Genomic DNA, 14,029 nt, shown 5'->3' with positions numbered 1-14,029 from the left:
CGCAGGAGGTGCACATGAGTTATGCCGGTGACATCACCCCTCAGCAGGCTTGGGAGTTGCTGCGGGACAATCCGGAAGCCGTCCTGGTGGACGTGCGGACGGAAGCGGAATGGAGATTCGTCGGAGTCCCCGACACGAGCCCGATCGAACGGCCGACCGTGCTGATCGAGTGGGTCGATTCCACGGGGGCGCGCAACGAGACGTTCGTCGAGCAGCTGAAGCAAGCGCTCGACGGCCATGACCCCGAGGCTCCTGTCGTCTTCCTCTGTCGCTCCGGTCAGCGTTCGGTGGGCGCGGCGATCGCCGCCACCTCGGCGGGCTACCGCACCTCCTACAACGTGCTGGAGGGCTTCGAAGGCCCGCTCGACGAATTCGGGCATCGCGGCGGCTCCGGCTGGCGTGCCCTCGGACTGCCCTGGCGGCAGTCGTGATCACCGGCGGCGCGTTCGACAAGCCGCTGCCCGAGAGCGTCGGCCCCGCGACGCTCGGGGTGCGCGGCGGGCTGCGGCGCTCCGGTTTCGAGGAGACCGCCGAGGCGCTCTACCTCACCTCCGGCTTCGTCTACGAGAGCGCGGAGGCCGCCGAGGCCGCGTTCACCGGCGAGGTCGAACATTTCGTCTACTCCCGCTATGGCAACCCGACGGTGGCCATGTTCGAGGAGCGGATGCGCCTGCTCGACGGCGCCGAGGCGTGCTTCGCGACCGCGAGCGGCATGGCCGCGGTGTTCACCGCGCTGGGCGCGCTGCTGGGCGCCGGCGACCGGCTCGTCGCAGCGCGCAGCCTGTTCGGCTCGTGCTTCGTGGTGTGCAACGAGATACTGCCGCGCTGGGGCGTGGAGACGGTCTTCGTCGACGGCGAGGATCTCGACCAGTGGGAACAGGCGCTGTCCGTGCCCACTCAGGCGGTCTTCTTCGAGACGCCCGCCAATCCGATGCAGACGTTGGTCGACGTGCGGCGGGTGAGCGAGCTGGCGCACGCGGCGGGCGCGAAGGTCGTGCTGGACAACGTGTTCGCCACTCCGCTGCTGCAACGCGGCTTCGAACTCGGCGCCGACGTGGTGGTCTATTCGGGCACCAAGCACATCGACGGCCAAGGCCGCGTGCTGGGCGGCGCGATCCTCGGCGCCCAGGACTACATCGACGGCCCGGTGAAGACGTTGATGCGCCATACCGGCCCGGCCCTGAGCCCGTTCAACGCGTGGACGCTGCTAAAAGGCTTGGAGACGATGCCGCTGCGGGTGCGCCATTCGACGGAGTCCGCGCTGCGGATCGCCCGCTTCCTGGAGAGCAACCCGGCCGTCAGCTGGGTGCGATACCCGTTCCTGGATTCGCATCCGCAGTACGCGCTGGCCACGGGCCAGATGAGCGGCGGCGGCACCGTGGTCACCTTCGAGCTGAACGCACCCGAGAACGAGGCGAAGAAGCGCGCGTTCGAAGTCCTGAACCGGTTGCGCATCGTCGACATCTCCAACAACCTCGGCGACGCCAAGTCCCTGATCACCCACCCCGCGACCACGACACACCGCGCCATGGGCCCCGAAGGCCGGGCCACCATCGGTTTGTCCGACGGCGTCGTCCGCATCTCGGTGGGCCTGGAGGACGTGGAAGACCTGCTCCAGGATCTCGACCAAGCCCTCGCCTGAGCAGGGATCGGTCACATCGGCATGGTGACGCCGGGTGAAGACGGTGCACCGTGCAGGATCAAGTGGCTCGGAACGTCGTCTTTCTTGTCGTTCTTCTTGCCGTTCTTGTTCTTGCCAGGCAGGTCGAAGGCCAGCCGGATCGTGCCGGCGCGGCCGGGCGCGATGCGTGCGAAGTCGTCGCCGGGCGGGTTGAGTCCGGCGGTGGCCGCCGCGTCGGGTGCGACGGAGCGGCCCGCGGTGGTGACCAGCCGTTGACCGGTGATGTCGAGGACTTGGTCGCGGTCGGACACGTTGGTGACCGTCAGCGTGACGATGGTTCGGGAACCGCCGCCGGAGCCCACATCGGTCACGGTGAAAGCGAAGTTTCCGTCGCGCACGGCAGTACCCGGATTCGCGGGTTGTCCGCCGGTCGGGGGCAGCGGAGTATCGGTCGGCGTAGCGGCTTCGCGGGTCGTCGGACCCGCGACGGGCGCGGACCCGATGCCGCCTCCCAGCAGCCACAACGCCGCCGCGGCGACGAGCGCCGCCCCTGCGGCGACGGGTATCCATCGGCGCTTCCGCCGACGATGGAGCTGCCCGGTCGGAGCGGGTGAACGTACCTCGGGCGTCGGCTGCGCCGCAGTGGCGGCGGTCATGACGCGAGTTCGCGGGCGGGCGGCCGGTGCCGGGAGAGGCGGGGCCGGTCGCGCAACCGTGGACCGGGCCAGAGCGGCCGACGCCGCCGCGGCGAATTCCCCCGCGCTGCCATAGCGTGCGTCCGGCTCCTTGGCCATTCCCCGGGCGATGACGTCGTCGAGTGCGGCCGGGACGCCGTGGGCCGCCCGCGAGGCGCGCGGCGGCTCGGCCATCAGATGTGCCCGCATCTGTTGTGCCGGATCGCCCGCGCCGTAGGGCGGTTGTCCGGTGAGGGTCTCGTAGAGCACGCAGGCCAGCGAATAGACATCCGACCTGGCATCGACCGTGCCGGTGAATCGCTCCGGCGCCATGTACCCCAGCGTGCCGACCACCAGCCCGGTGGCGGTGAGCGCGGTGCCGTCGGCGGCGCGGGCGATACCGAAATCGATCAGATATACGAAACCGCTGGTGTGCAGAAGGATGTTGCCCGGCTTCACATCGCGGTGCACGAGTCCGGCCGCGTGCGCGGCGTCCAGCGCCTCGGCGGCCTGGGCGATGACGTCGACGGCCCGATCCGGCGGCAGCGCGCCCGATCGCAGCCGGGTGCCCAGGTCGACGCCATCGATGTAGGCCATCTCCAAGAACAGATGGCCGTCGACCTCGCCGAACGCGTGGATGGGCACGATGTGCGGGTCGCGCGCCCGAGCGCCCAGCCGCGCCTCCCGCTCGAAGCGCTGCCGATAGAGCGAATCCGCGGTATACGCCGCGGACAGCACCTTGAGCGCCACGGCGCGGCCCTCAGGGTCGTGTGCCAACCACACCTCACCCATGCCGCCACGACCCAGCAAGCGTTCGAGTGAGTAGTTCCCGAACGTGCCACCGGCGCTCTGCACGGACATGCCTCGACCGTATCGCCGCGTTTCGTCGCCATCGCGGGCGGGAGGGCGTCCGCTTTCGTGCTGTCGACGCCGCACGTTACGCGGAGAAGGCTTCGTCAGGCATCGGCGGTGCGCTCGATGTCGGCGAGATGGGCGATGTTGGCCCGGTCGTCCGGGGACGAGCTCGGTTCGGTGGTGAACCAGGAGTCGAGGATCTCCCGTAGCTCGGCGCTGGAGGTCGAACGCAGGCTCAGGGCAAGGACATTGGCGTCGTTCCAGGTGCGGGCGCCCGCCGCGGTCGAGGCGTCCGCGCAGAGTGCGGCGCGGACGCCTGCGACCTTGTTGGCCGCGATCGAGGCGCCCGTGCCGGTCCAGCAGCAGACGACGGCTTGGTCGGCGTGGCCGGAGGCGACATCACGGGCGGCCGCTTCGCTGGCCCAGGCCCAGTCGTCGCGTTCCTCGTCGGACAGCGCGCCGTGCAACACGAGTTGGTGGCCGCGCTTGCCCAGTTCGTCGACCAGTTCCGCGGCCACTCCGACCCGCTCGTCCGCCGCCACCGAAATTCGCATGCGTTCAGCGTAGTTGCCGGTTCGCGGGCAGTGCAGACGATCGTTCTCATTGACAGTATGCTGTCAAATATGACAGCATACTGTCATGCTGAAGACCGTGCACATGGCCGTTTACGACACGCTCGCCGACTGGGAGGTGGGCGCGGCGACCGCGCACATCAACAAGCCGAGCTGGCACCGGGAACCGGGAACCTGGCAGGTGAAGACGGTCGGCCCGACCGTGGAGCCGATCACGACGATGGGCGGCATGCGCATCGTGCCGGATGTCGTGCTCGCCGAGCTGACCCCCGCGGACAGCGCGATGTTGATCCTGCCGGGCGCGGACACCTGGGAGGGGCCGCACTTGGATCCGTTCGCGCACAAGGCACGCGAGTTCGTGGACGCCGGTGTTCCGGTCGCCGCGATGTGCGGTGCGACGTTCGGCTTGGCCAAGGCGGGTCTGCTCGACACTCGCGAGCACACCAGCAACGTCGCCGAATACCTTCGCTACAGCGGGTATTCCGGCGCGCACCACTACGTCGACGAACCGGCCGTCACCGACGGTGACGTCATCACCGCCGGGGCGAGCGCGCCGTTCGAGTTCGCGCGCGAGGTGCTCGGCAGGCTCGGCGTGTACGAACCGCATGTGCTGGATGGCTGGTACGCGTTGTACGCGCACTCCGATCCGGCGGGATGGGCGGTGCTGGCGGAATACGACGCGCAGCACGCGTGAGCGAGAATCGTCGGTGATCCGGCCGGATCGCCGGCATCGGGAGGCGACACATGACCCCAGAACAGGAATTGTTCGCCGCGGCGGCGATCACGTCGTTCCGTTTGAACGGTCAATTCCTCGGCGTGGCCGAGGAACTGGCGCGACCGGCGGGCCTGACCGCCGCTTGGTGGCAAGTGCTCGGTGCGGTGCTGCGTGCGCCGCTACCCGTCGCGGGCATCGCCCGCGAGATGGGCATCACCCGCCAGAGCGTCCAGCGCATCGCGGATCTGCTCGTGGACAAGGGGCTCGCCGAATACCAGCCCAATCCCGCCCACCGGCGCGCGAAACTCGTCGCGGTCACCGACGCGGGCCGGGCCGCGGTGCACCGCATCAACCCGCAACACAAAGTGCTGGCCGAACGGCTCGTAAACGAACTCGGCCGCGAGCAGCTCGCGCGCACCGTCGAGGTGCTCACCACGCTGTCCGCCGCGATCGACGCGATCACCACGGACGGAGCCTAGCCGCGCCGACTAACGACGATCGCGTTCGACCGCAGCGTACGTCGTCGTAGGCGGCAGTGCGGGTCGCGGAATGTTCTTCGCGCGCCGAGCCTCTGGGCTGCGGCTGTTGTCGCATCGACGAGTGCCTGGTCCCCGGCGTCCGAGACCCAGGAGGCGGCAGCGGCGGCGTGGTTCGTCGCAGGTCCGGACGGGTCGCTCAGTCGGCGAACGGCGACTCGGTCTTCCCGATCAGATCGGCGACGGAGTCCACCACCATCGTGGGGCGGTAGGGGTAGGCCTCGAAGGACGCGCGGGTGGAGATGCCCGAGGTGACCAGGATCGTGCGCATGCCCGCTTCCAGGCCGGAGATGACGTCGGTGTCCATCCGGTCGCCGATCATCACCGTCGACTGGGAATGTGCGCCGATGCGGCGCAGCGCGGAGCGCATCATCAGCGGGTTCGGCTTGCCGACGTAGTACGGGTCGCGTCCGGTGGCGCGGGTGATCAGCGCGGCCACCGAGCCGGTCGCGGGCAGCGAGCCATCGCGGGACGGGCCGGTCGGGTCGGGGTTGGTCGCGATGAAACGGGCCCCTCGCTCGACCAGCCGGATCGCGGTGGTGATGGCCTCGAAAGAGTACGTGCGGGTCTCGCCGAGGACGACGTAGTCCGGGTCGCTGTCGGTCAGCACGTAGCCGATCTCGTGCAGTGCGGTGGTGAGGCCGGATTCGCCCACCACGTAAGCGGTGCCGTTGGGGCGCTGTTCGTTCAGGAAGGTGGCGGTGGCCAGCGCGGAGGTCCAGATCGCTTCTTCCGGGATGTCGAGCCCGGTGTGCCGCAGTCGCGCCTGCAGGTCGCGCGGCGTGCGGATCGAATTGTTCGTCAACACCAGGAACGGTGTCTCGTTGGCGCGCAGTTCGGCGAGGAACTTGTCGGCGCCCGGAATGAGATGGTCCTCGTGCACCAGCACGCCGTCCATATCGGTCAAGTAGGACAGGATCGGCTCGTCGTCTGCGCTCACGCGGCCATTATCCGCTATCGCCCTGCGGCGGCCACCGCAGAAACATTTCGCCCCCGCCGCGGTGTTCTCCGCTGTGAAGATCATCCGCGTCGGGCCGTCGGCGCGGAGGGCGGCGGCGTTGACTACTGTCGATGACGGATCGCGATGGCGGCGAAACGAAACGCGAGGAGCGTGCAGATGAGCGGACTCAAGCTCGGATACAAGGCATCGGCGGAGCAGTTCGGTCCCCGTGAACTCGTCGAGATCGCGGTGCTGGCCGAGCAACACGGCTTGGACAGCGCCACCGTGAGCGACCATTTCCAGCCCTGGCGGCACAAGGGCGGACACGCGCCCTTCTCGCTGGCCTGGCTGGCCGCGGTCGGTGAGCGCACGCAGCGCATCCAACTCGGCACGTCGGTGCTCACCCCGACGTTCCGCTACAACCCCGCGGTGATCGCGCAGGCATTCGCCACCATGAGTTGCCTGTACCCCGATCGCGTGATGCTCGGTGTCGGCACCGGTGAGGCGCTCAACGAGATCGCCACCGGCTACACCGGCGAATGGCCGGAGTTCAAGGAGCGTTTCGCGCGCCTGCGCGAAGCGGTCGACCTGATGCGCGCCCTGTGGACCGGCGACCGCGTCGACTTCGACGGCGAGTACTACAAGACCGTCGGCGCCTCCATCTACGACGTGCCCAAGGGCGGTGTCCCGATCTACGTCGCCGCGGGCGGCCCCCTGGTCGCGCGGTACGCCGGACGCGCGGGCGATGGCTTCATCTGCACCTCGGGCAAGGGGATGGATCTCTACACCGAGAAGTTGATGCCCGCCGTCGCGGAGGGCGCGGCGAAGACCGGCCGCAGCGTCGACGACATCGATCGGATGATCGAGATCAAGCTCTCCTACGACACCGATCCGGAACTGGCCAGGGAGAACACCCGGTTCTGGGCTCCGCTGTCGCTCACCCCGGAGCAGAAGCACAGCATCACCGACCCGATCGAGATGGAGGCCGCCGCCGACGCGCTGCCCATCGAGCAGATCGCCAAGCGCTGGATCGTCGCCAGCGACCCCGACGAGGCCGTCGCCCAGATCAAGCCCTACATCGACGCGGGCCTCAACCACCTGGTCTTCCACGCCCCCGGCCACGACCAGCGCCGCTTCCTCGACCTCTTCCAGCGCGACCTGGCCCCCCGCCTCCGCGCTCTGGCCTGACCGTCCACGAGTGGCACACCACGGAGAGGTCTTCTCGGCCGATGCCGCAGTGGTGTGCCACTCGCGAAGTCACGCCCGGCGGAGGGCGAAGATGCGCAGGTCGCGGGTGGTGCGGGAGCGGTAGGCGGCGTAGGCGCCGGTGATGTCGACGAAGCGTTGGAAGATCGCGTCTTTGTCGGGAGTCTCGACGGGGGTGGCGGTTACCCGGATGCGTTCGCCCGCGATCGCCACCGTCGCGGTGGGGTGGGCCAGGAGGTTCGTGGTCCAGGCCGGGTGGTGCGCCTGGCCGAAGTTGCTGCCGATCACGTAGAGCGTGTCGCCGTCGTGCACGTACAGCAACGGCTGGGTGCGCGGTTGGCCGGACTTGCGTCCGATCGTCGTCAGCAGGATGACCGGCGCGCCGATCGGGCCGAGCACGGTGTACTTGGCATGGGTGCGCTCCAGGACCGCCCGGTCCAGCGGCGTGAGGGCCCGGACGAGTCGGGAGCCGGGCTTGGTGGCCGCGAATCTGCTTGCCGCGCGAGCGAATAGGTTGGTCCGCGAACCCCACTGCCGGTCCGGAAATTGCTCAGCCATGCCCGGACTATAGCGGCCCGGGATATCGGCTTCGGCGGCTTCGCGCCAGCACGTATCGAACCTCGCCGAGCAGGCCCGGTGGGTGACGATCGTCGCGCGGCGGGTTCCGGTTGCCGCTGGTTCACTAAGCTCTGGGACATGGCCGACAACGCTCCATCCGCCGTGTACATCGCCTCTCCCGAAGGCGACACCGGTAAGTCGACGGTGGCCCTCGGGGTACTGCAGACGCTGTGCGCGACGACCGCGCGGGTCGGGGTGTTCCGGCCGATCACACGCTCGACCACCGAACCCGACTACATCCTCGAACTGCTGCTCGAGCACAGCACGGCGGACATCGACTACGCGCAGGCGATCGGCACCACCTACGAGCAGGTGCACGCCGATCCGGACGCTGCGATCAGCGAGATCGTGCTGCGCTTCCACGAGGTCGCCAAAGTGTGCGACGCGGTGGTGGTGGTCGGCAGCGACTACACCGACGTGGCCAGCCCCAGCGAGCTGCGCTTCAACGCCAGGATCGCGGTCAATCTTGGCGCACCCGTGTTGCTGGTGGTCCGCGGCGCCGGGCGCACTCCGGACGAGGTGAAGCAGCTGGCCGAACTGTGCGCGTCGGAGCTGGCGCACGAGCACGCGCAGCTGGTCGCCATCATCGCCAATCGCTGCGACCCGCAGCGGCTGGACGAGGTGAGCGCGGCGCTCGGCGGGTTCGACGTCCCGTCCTGGACACTGCCCGAGGTCCCCTTGCTGATCGCCCCCACCATGGCCGAGCTGTGCGCCGCCATCGACGGCGAGATGTACAGCGGTGATCCGGAATTGCTGCACCGCGAGGCGCTGAAGGTCATGGTCGGCGGCATGACCGCCGAGCACATCCTGGAACGGCTGACCGAGGGCGTGGTGGTGATCGCGCCGGGCGATCGGTCCGACGTACTGCTGAGCGTCGTGAACGCGCACGAGGCCGAGGGCTTTCCCTCGCTGTCGGGCATCATCATGAACGGCGGCCTGCTGCCGCATCCCGCGGTGGCGCGGCTCATGACCGGCCTGAAACCCAAGTTGCCGATCCTCACCACCGAGCTCGGCACCTACGACACGGCGGGCGCCGCGTACCGCAGCCGCGGCCGCATGTCCGCGGGCAACCCACGCAAGGTGAACACCGCTCTGGCTCTGATGGAGGAACACGTGGAGGCCGCGGAGCTGTTGCGGCGCATCGACGTTCCGCACAGTCCGGTGGTCACGCCGCAGATGTTCGAATACCAGCTCATCGAGCGCGCGCGAGCCGATCGCAAACGCATCGTGCTGCCGGAGGGCGACGACGACCGTATCTTGCGCGCGGCCGGACGGGTGTTGCAGCGCAAGATCGCCGATCTGGTCATCCTCGGCGACGAGACGGCGGTGCGCGCCCGCGCCGCCGAACTCGGGGTGGACATCTCCGCCGCGCAGGTGCTCGACCCACGCAACTCCGGCTACCTGGACGAGTTCGCCGCCGAATACGCCGAACTGCGCAAACACAAGGGCATCACGCTGGAGCGCGCCCGCGAAACCGTCGCCGACATCTCGTATTTCGGCACCATGATGGTGTACAAGGGGATCGCCGACGGCATGGTCTCCGGCGCGGCGCACACCACGGCGCACACCGTCCGCCCGTCGCTGGAGATCATCAAAACGGTGGAAGGCGTCTCCACCGTCTCCAGCGTGTTCCTGATGTGCCTGGCCGACCGGGTGCTCGCGTACGGCGATTGCGCGGTCGTGCCGGATCCGACGGCGGAGCAGCTGGCCGATATCGCGATCTCGTCCGCGGCGACCGCCGACCGCTTCGGCATCGAGCCCCGGGTCGCGATGCTGTCGTACTCCACCGGCGAATCCGGTAGCGGGGCGGACGTGGACAAGGTGCGCGTCGCGACGAAGCTGGCGCGCGAGCGCGCACCGAAGTTGCCGGTGGAGGGGCCGATTCAATACGACGCCGCGATCGAACCGACCGTCGCCGACGCCAAGCTGCCCGATTCGGAAGTCGCCGGGCGCGCCACGGTGTTCGTGTTTCCCGACCTCAATACCGGCAACAACACCTACAAGGCGGTGCAGCGCAGCGCGGGCGCGATCGCGATCGGCCCGGTGCTGCAAGGTCTGCGCAAGCCGGTCAACGACCTGTCGCGCGGCGCGCTGGTGGCCGACATCGTCAACACCGTGGCGATCACCGCCATCCAGGCGCAGGACAGCTGATGGGTGCGTTCGCCGTCGCGGCGCGGGCGCGTCGCGGAACAAGCGCGTGGTGATCGTGGTTGCCGAGCGAGTGCGACGCGACCGCGGGACACGGGAGGCGTGATGAGCAAGAGGGCCGAGGGCATGGTGCTGGTGATCAATTCCGGCTCATCGTCCATCAAATACCAGCTGGTGGACCCGGATTCGGGCGTGGTCGCGGCCGCGGGCGTGGTCGAGCGGATCGGCGAGGACGACGGTGGGATCGAGCATCGCGCCGACGGCTCGACCACCGAGCGCCGCGAGCGGATCGCCGACCACGCCGCCGGGCTGCGACTGATCTTCGACACGTTCGCCGCGACGGGCCACGACTTGGTACGCGAAGGCGTGCGGGCGGTCGGGCACCGGGTGGTGCACGGCGGCGAGGTGTTCTACCGGCCCACCCTGATCGATGACGACGTGGTGGCCGCGATCAGCGAACTAGCCGCGCTGGCGCCGCTGCACAATCCGGCCAACGTCGCCGGGATCGAGAGCGCGCGGGCGCTGTTGCCGGGCGTGCCGCAGGTCGCGGTGTTCGACACGGCGTTCTTCCACGGCTTGCCCGCCGCCGCGAAGACCTACGCCATCGACGCCAAAGTGGCGGCCGCGCATGGCATTCGGAAGTACGGCTTCCACGGCACCTCGCACGAATACGTGTCCGGCTGCGCGGCCGACTTCCTCGGGCGTGACCCCGCCGAGCTGAACCAGATCGTCTTCCACCTCGGCAACGGCGCGTCGGCGTCGGCCATCCGCGGCGGTCGTCCGATCGATACCAGCATGGGCCTCACGCCGCTGGAAGGCCTGGTGATGGGCACCAGGTCCGGTGATCTCGATCCCGGCATCGTGGCGCATCTGGCGCGGTCGGCGCACCTGGACATCGATGCGATCGACACGCTGCTCAACCGGGATTCCGGGATCAAGGGCCTGTCCGGCGTGAACGACTTCCGCGAACTGCGCCGTCTCATCGACGGCGGGGACGAGGCCGCGCGGCTGGCCTACGACGTGTACATCCATCGGCTGCGGCGCTACCTCGGCGCGTACCTGATCGACTTGGGCGGCGTCGACGCGATCACCTTCACCGGAGGAGTCGGCGAGAACAGCCCACAGGTGCGGGCCGACGCCCTGGCCGGTCTCGGCGCGTTCGGCATCGAGGTGGATCCCGCGGCCAACACCGCGGAAAACCGTGCCGCGCGGCGTATCTCCCCGCCCGGCGCACCGGTCGCGGTGCTCGTGGTGCCGACCAACGAGGAACTGGCCATCGCCCGCGCCGCGCGGCACGTGGTCGACGGCTAGATCCAGGTCTTCGCGCGAATGAGGTTGGCCAGGTCGACGAGCGCGTAGCGATGCCCGCGGTTGGGCGCTCCGCGAGCCAGCGAGCGCAGGCCCGTCTCGGCGCCCGCGCGGAGTTCGCGTTCGGTGAACGGCGCGCCGAACAGTGTGGCATCGGGACGCTTCGGCGTGTTGCCCGCCTGGAGCCACGCGAGGGCCGCGCCGAGCACCAGCACCCGCATCTGCACCGCGCGACTCTCGCCCGCGGGCAGGCTCAGCATCCGAGACGCCGAGATGTGCAGGGTGGCCTCGTCGAGTTCGGCTATCGGCGCGGCGGTGAGCATCAGCAGCACCGCCGTCATCCGCGCGGTGGTGAAATGCCGTGACGCGGCGGGGACGGCGTCCAGCGCCTGCACGGCCTCGGCCACCCGCTCGTCCGCCGCCAGCTGCCTGGCCAGCCCGAAGGCGGCGCTCACCACGGTGCGGTCGGTGCGCCAGACGGTCTCGTAAGCTTGCTCGGCATAGCTGCGCCACTGTTCGGGATCCGGCGAATCCCAATGCTGAAGTATGAGTTCGGCCGTTGCGGCGAGCGCCAGCTGGGGGGCGAGTTCGCCGGGGAGCACCCGGAAGACCTCGTCGAAGTCGGTGAAGGCGCGCTCGTACTCCCGGTCGAGCAATTCGGCCATGCCCCGAAACCAGCTCACCCGCCACTCCCGTTCGGGCAGCCGCGCCAGCAAGTCCAGCACCGTGGCGGACTCGCGCAGATCGAGCCGCACGCGCGCCTCGGCGAGGGTGAGTTCCAGCTCGAGCGTCTCCGGGGCGTTGCCGGGATCGGCTTCGGCTCGCTCACGTGCGTGTCGCAGCGCCTCCAGCGCGTGGGCGGGCTCGGGATGCACGGCGGCCGAGAGCAGGGGCGCGGACGGGTCGGCCGGATCCAGCAGCGGAATCGGCAACGCCGCCACCACATCGCGGGCGTCGAGCAGGCTGCTGCGGGGGCGGCCGTCGGTGTAGGCGTCGGTTTGGCTGATCAATTCCTCGGTGCCGAAACTGGACCGCGGCGGCGTGAAGACGGTGGACAACTGCGGGTGTTCGGTCTCGGTCTCCAGCGCGAGGATCTCCCGCAGCACGCCCGACATCTGGGCGGACATCGCACGGGCGGAGGGAAAGCGGCGCTGCGGGTCCGGGTCGGTGGCGCACAGCAGCAGACGATGGAAACACTGGTAGCGAGCCAGCACCGGCTGGTCGGCGGGGTCGGGCAGGCCGTCGAGGTACCGTCCGTGCTCCGAAGGCATGTTCAAGGTGAGCACGGCCAGCGTGCGCCCCACGGTGTAGACGTCGGAGGCGACGGTCGGGCCCGTACGCGCGATCTCCGGCGCCTGGAACCCTCTGGTGCCGTAAAGGTTTCCGTACGCTTCGATGGTGGCGACGGCCCCGAGATCGATCAGTTTGACCTGGTCGTCGGTGACCATCACGTTGTCGGGCTTGAGGTCGTTGTAGGTCAGGCCGGTCGAGTGCAGGTAGTCCAGCGCGGGCAGGATCTCGAGCAGGTAGGCGATCGCCTCGGTGACCGGCATGCGCTTCGGGCGTTCGTAGGAGTCGAGGATGTCGCGCAGCGACCGGCCGCCGACGTACTCCATGACGATGTAGCCGACGGGTGTGCCGTCCGCGCCGGTGTGCTCGACGAAGTTGTAGATCTTGACGATGCTGGGGTGCGCCACCTCGGCGAGGAATTGGCGTTCGGCCATGGCGACTGCCTGCGCTTCGGCGTCACCGGCGTGCAGCAGGCCCTTCAGCACGACCCAGCGGTCGCTGACATTGCGGTCGATCGCCAGGTAGATCCAGCCGAGTCCGCCGTGCGCGATGCAGCCCTGGATCTCGTACTGTCCCGCCACCATGTCGCCCGGGTACAGCGTGGGGCGGAAGTCGAAGGGCGCCTCGCAGGTGGCGCAGGTGCCCGCCGTGGTCGCGGGCCGGGTCGCCGTCGCCCGGCCGACCGGTTTGCCGCAGCGCCAGCAGAATCGCCTGCCTTCGGAGACCACCGCGTTGGTGAGCACGGCGTCGCGGGGATCCGCGGGTGTCACCGTCGGGATCGGCACCAGACCGGCGCCCAGCCGCCGGACCGCAGGCCGGGTCCGCGCGGTGCGCACGCTGCGTCCGGAGGTGCGCTGCGGAGCCGACGCGGGTTCGGAATCCGTGCGTCGCGTCTGATCCGATGTCGCCGCGTACGCCGCCGTGCCCTGGGTTCCGCCCGGGTCCGGTGTCTCCTGCCTTTCGGCGGGGTCGCGTAGCCACGCGGCCGTGCTCGATGCCGTTTCCGGGCGGTTCACCTGCGATCGGGTCGCGTCCGAATCCGCCTCTTCCGCCGACTGTTCCGCATCGGCGGGCGGGGTTTCGCGTTCCGTGTCCGGTGGGTTGTCCCGCGTGGGCGGGCCATGCTGCTCCGCGCCGGTGCGGTCCGGTGTGTCGTCGGTGGACGAGGCCGATTCCCCGGCGTCGCGCACGGCAGGGTTCCGTGGGGTCTGCGCGTCCTCGGGCGGATCAATGTTCTCGACGCGGTTCAACGCGACTGTGCCGAACGAGGTCGCCGCACGACCGATCGGCGTTAACGTGGTGTGCTCGATTTCTTCGGCCGCAACCGTTTCCGGCTCGCCCGCACCCGCGCGCCGCCCCGTTCCCGTGGCGTGAGCCCCCAGTTGTCGCGGGTCCGCGTGGTCTCCACGCGACGGTTGCGCCACCGCCGCGTTCTGCTGCCGCCCGGCCGCGCTGGATCCACCCTCGAACACAGCGGCCGGGCCGGGCCCTACCGCGGCGTTCTCGTCCGGGTCGGGCTCGGGGGCCTGCCGTGTGCTCATCGACC

12 protein-coding genes are annotated in these 14,029 nt (G+C 69.5%); 7 read left to right on the top strand and 5 right to left on the bottom strand.

Annotated elements, in window-relative coordinates:
* The first annotated feature begins 14 nt into the window (after positions 1-14).
* Entirely contained in the window at positions 15-431 is a 417-nt protein-coding gene (locus ACFV2O_RS00620; RefSeq protein ID WP_355071560.1) for a rhodanese-like domain-containing protein, read from the top strand.
* Positions 428-1,642: an O-succinylhomoserine sulfhydrylase gene (locus ACFV2O_RS00615; protein WP_379249147.1), complete on the top strand. Its 1,215-nt coding sequence runs from the start codon at positions 428-430 to the stop codon at positions 1,640-1,642. Before ACFV2O_RS00620 ends, ACFV2O_RS00615 begins: the two co-directional genes overlap by 4 nt.
* An 11-nt stretch (positions 1,643-1,653) precedes the next feature.
* On the opposite strand, the gene ACFV2O_RS00610 is transcribed toward ACFV2O_RS00615, so the two are convergent.
* Both ACFV2O_RS00610 and ACFV2O_RS00605 read right to left on the bottom strand, forming a co-directional pair.
* Positions 1,654-3,156, bottom strand: a complete 1,503-nt coding sequence (locus tag ACFV2O_RS00610; protein WP_379249145.1) for a serine/threonine-protein kinase — start codon at positions 3,154-3,156, stop codon at positions 1,654-1,656.
* A gap of 95 nt (positions 3,157-3,251) precedes the next feature.
* The gene (locus ACFV2O_RS00605) at positions 3,252-3,704 is read right to left on the bottom strand and encodes an RpiB/LacA/LacB family sugar-phosphate isomerase (protein ID WP_379249143.1); all 453 of its coding nucleotides are present in this window, start codon (positions 3,702-3,704) and stop codon (positions 3,252-3,254) included.
* 85 nt (positions 3,705-3,789) lie between these two features.
* Here ACFV2O_RS00605 and ACFV2O_RS00600 point away from each other — a divergent pair, with 85 nt between their 5' ends.
* On the top strand, positions 3,790-4,416 hold the full coding sequence (locus tag ACFV2O_RS00600; protein WP_379249141.1) for a type 1 glutamine amidotransferase family protein: 627 nt from the start codon (positions 3,790-3,792) through the stop codon (positions 4,414-4,416).
* Between the two features lie 50 nt (positions 4,417-4,466).
* On the top strand, positions 4,467-4,916 hold the full coding sequence (locus tag ACFV2O_RS00595) for a helix-turn-helix domain-containing protein (RefSeq protein WP_356962815.1): 450 nt from the start codon (positions 4,467-4,469) through the stop codon (positions 4,914-4,916).
* Positions 4,917-5,112: 196 nt separating this feature from the next.
* Here ACFV2O_RS00595 and ACFV2O_RS00590 read toward each other — a convergent pair whose 3' ends face one another.
* On the bottom strand, positions 5,113-5,871 hold the full coding sequence (locus tag ACFV2O_RS00590; protein ID WP_355072115.1) for an HAD-IIA family hydrolase: 759 nt from the start codon (positions 5,869-5,871) through the stop codon (positions 5,113-5,115).
* 219 nt (positions 5,872-6,090) lie between these two features.
* Here ACFV2O_RS00590 and fgd point away from each other — a divergent pair, with 219 nt between their 5' ends.
* Positions 6,091-7,101 carry a glucose-6-phosphate dehydrogenase (coenzyme-F420) gene (fgd, locus tag ACFV2O_RS00585; protein ID WP_355071568.1) on the top strand — a complete coding sequence of 337 codons (1,011 nt, stop codon included), beginning with the start codon at positions 6,091-6,093 and terminating at the stop codon, positions 7,099-7,101.
* Positions 7,102-7,170: 69 nt separating this feature from the next.
* On the opposite strand, the gene ACFV2O_RS00580 is transcribed toward fgd, so the two are convergent.
* Positions 7,171-7,677 (bottom strand): nitroreductase/quinone reductase family protein, encoded by a 507-nt coding sequence (locus tag ACFV2O_RS00580; RefSeq protein WP_355071569.1) that lies wholly within the window; start codon positions 7,675-7,677, stop codon positions 7,171-7,173.
* Positions 7,678-7,815: 138 nt separating this feature from the next.
* Here ACFV2O_RS00580 and pta point away from each other — a divergent pair, with 138 nt between their 5' ends.
* The gene (gene pta, locus ACFV2O_RS00575) at positions 7,816-9,888 is read left to right on the top strand and encodes a phosphate acetyltransferase (RefSeq protein WP_379250086.1); all 2,073 of its coding nucleotides are present in this window, start codon (positions 7,816-7,818) and stop codon (positions 9,886-9,888) included.
* 102 nt (positions 9,889-9,990) lie between these two features.
* Entirely contained in the window at positions 9,991-11,196 is a 1,206-nt protein-coding gene (locus ACFV2O_RS00570) for an acetate kinase (protein WP_379249138.1), read from the top strand.
* Here ACFV2O_RS00570 and ACFV2O_RS00565 read toward each other — a convergent pair.
* Positions 11,193-14,024 (bottom strand): tetratricopeptide repeat protein, encoded by a 2,832-nt coding sequence (locus tag ACFV2O_RS00565; protein ID WP_379249136.1) that lies wholly within the window; start codon positions 14,022-14,024, stop codon positions 11,193-11,195. The genes ACFV2O_RS00570 and ACFV2O_RS00565 overlap by 4 nt on opposite strands.
* Positions 14,025-14,029 lie beyond the last annotated feature (5 nt).

It is taken from the genome of Nocardia sp. NPDC059691, assembly GCF_042733915.1.
Lineage (GTDB): Bacteria > Actinomycetota > Actinomycetes > Mycobacteriales > Mycobacteriaceae > Nocardia > Nocardia sichangensis.
The sequence above is the reverse complement of the archived record's forward strand: the minus strand, read 5'-3'. Positions and strand labels throughout refer to the sequence as shown.

Bases quoted from the DNA above. Each gene is read 5' to 3' on its own strand.
- ACFV2O_RS00580 (WP_355071569.1), bottom strand. From the start codon at position 7,677: ATGGCTGAGCAATTTCCGGACCGGCAGTGGGGTTCGCGGACCAACCTA.
- ACFV2O_RS00565 (WP_379249136.1), bottom strand. From the start codon at position 14,024: ATGAGCACACGGCAGGCCCCCGAGCCCGACCCGGACGAGAACGCCGCG.
- ACFV2O_RS00570 (WP_379249138.1), top strand. From the start codon at position 9,991: ATGAGCAAGAGGGCCGAGGGCATGGTGCTGGTGATCAATTCCGGCTCA.
- ACFV2O_RS00620 (WP_355071560.1), top strand. From the start codon at position 15: ATGAGTTATGCCGGTGACATCACCCCTCAGCAGGCTTGGGAGTTGCTG.
- ACFV2O_RS00600 (WP_379249141.1), top strand. From the start codon at position 3,790: ATGCTGAAGACCGTGCACATGGCCGTTTACGACACGCTCGCCGACTGG.
- pta (WP_379250086.1), top strand. From the start codon at position 7,816: ATGGCCGACAACGCTCCATCCGCCGTGTACATCGCCTCTCCCGAAGGC.
- fgd (WP_355071568.1), top strand. From the start codon at position 6,091: ATGAGCGGACTCAAGCTCGGATACAAGGCATCGGCGGAGCAGTTCGGT.
- ACFV2O_RS00610 (WP_379249145.1), bottom strand. From the start codon at position 3,156: ATGTCCGTGCAGAGCGCCGGTGGCACGTTCGGGAACTACTCACTCGAA.
- ACFV2O_RS00590 (WP_355072115.1), bottom strand. From the start codon at position 5,871: ATGGACGGCGTGCTGGTGCACGAGGACCATCTCATTCCGGGCGCCGAC.
- ACFV2O_RS00605 (WP_379249143.1), bottom strand. From the start codon at position 3,704: ATGCGAATTTCGGTGGCGGCGGACGAGCGGGTCGGAGTGGCCGCGGAA.
- ACFV2O_RS00595 (WP_356962815.1), top strand. From the start codon at position 4,467: ATGACCCCAGAACAGGAATTGTTCGCCGCGGCGGCGATCACGTCGTTC.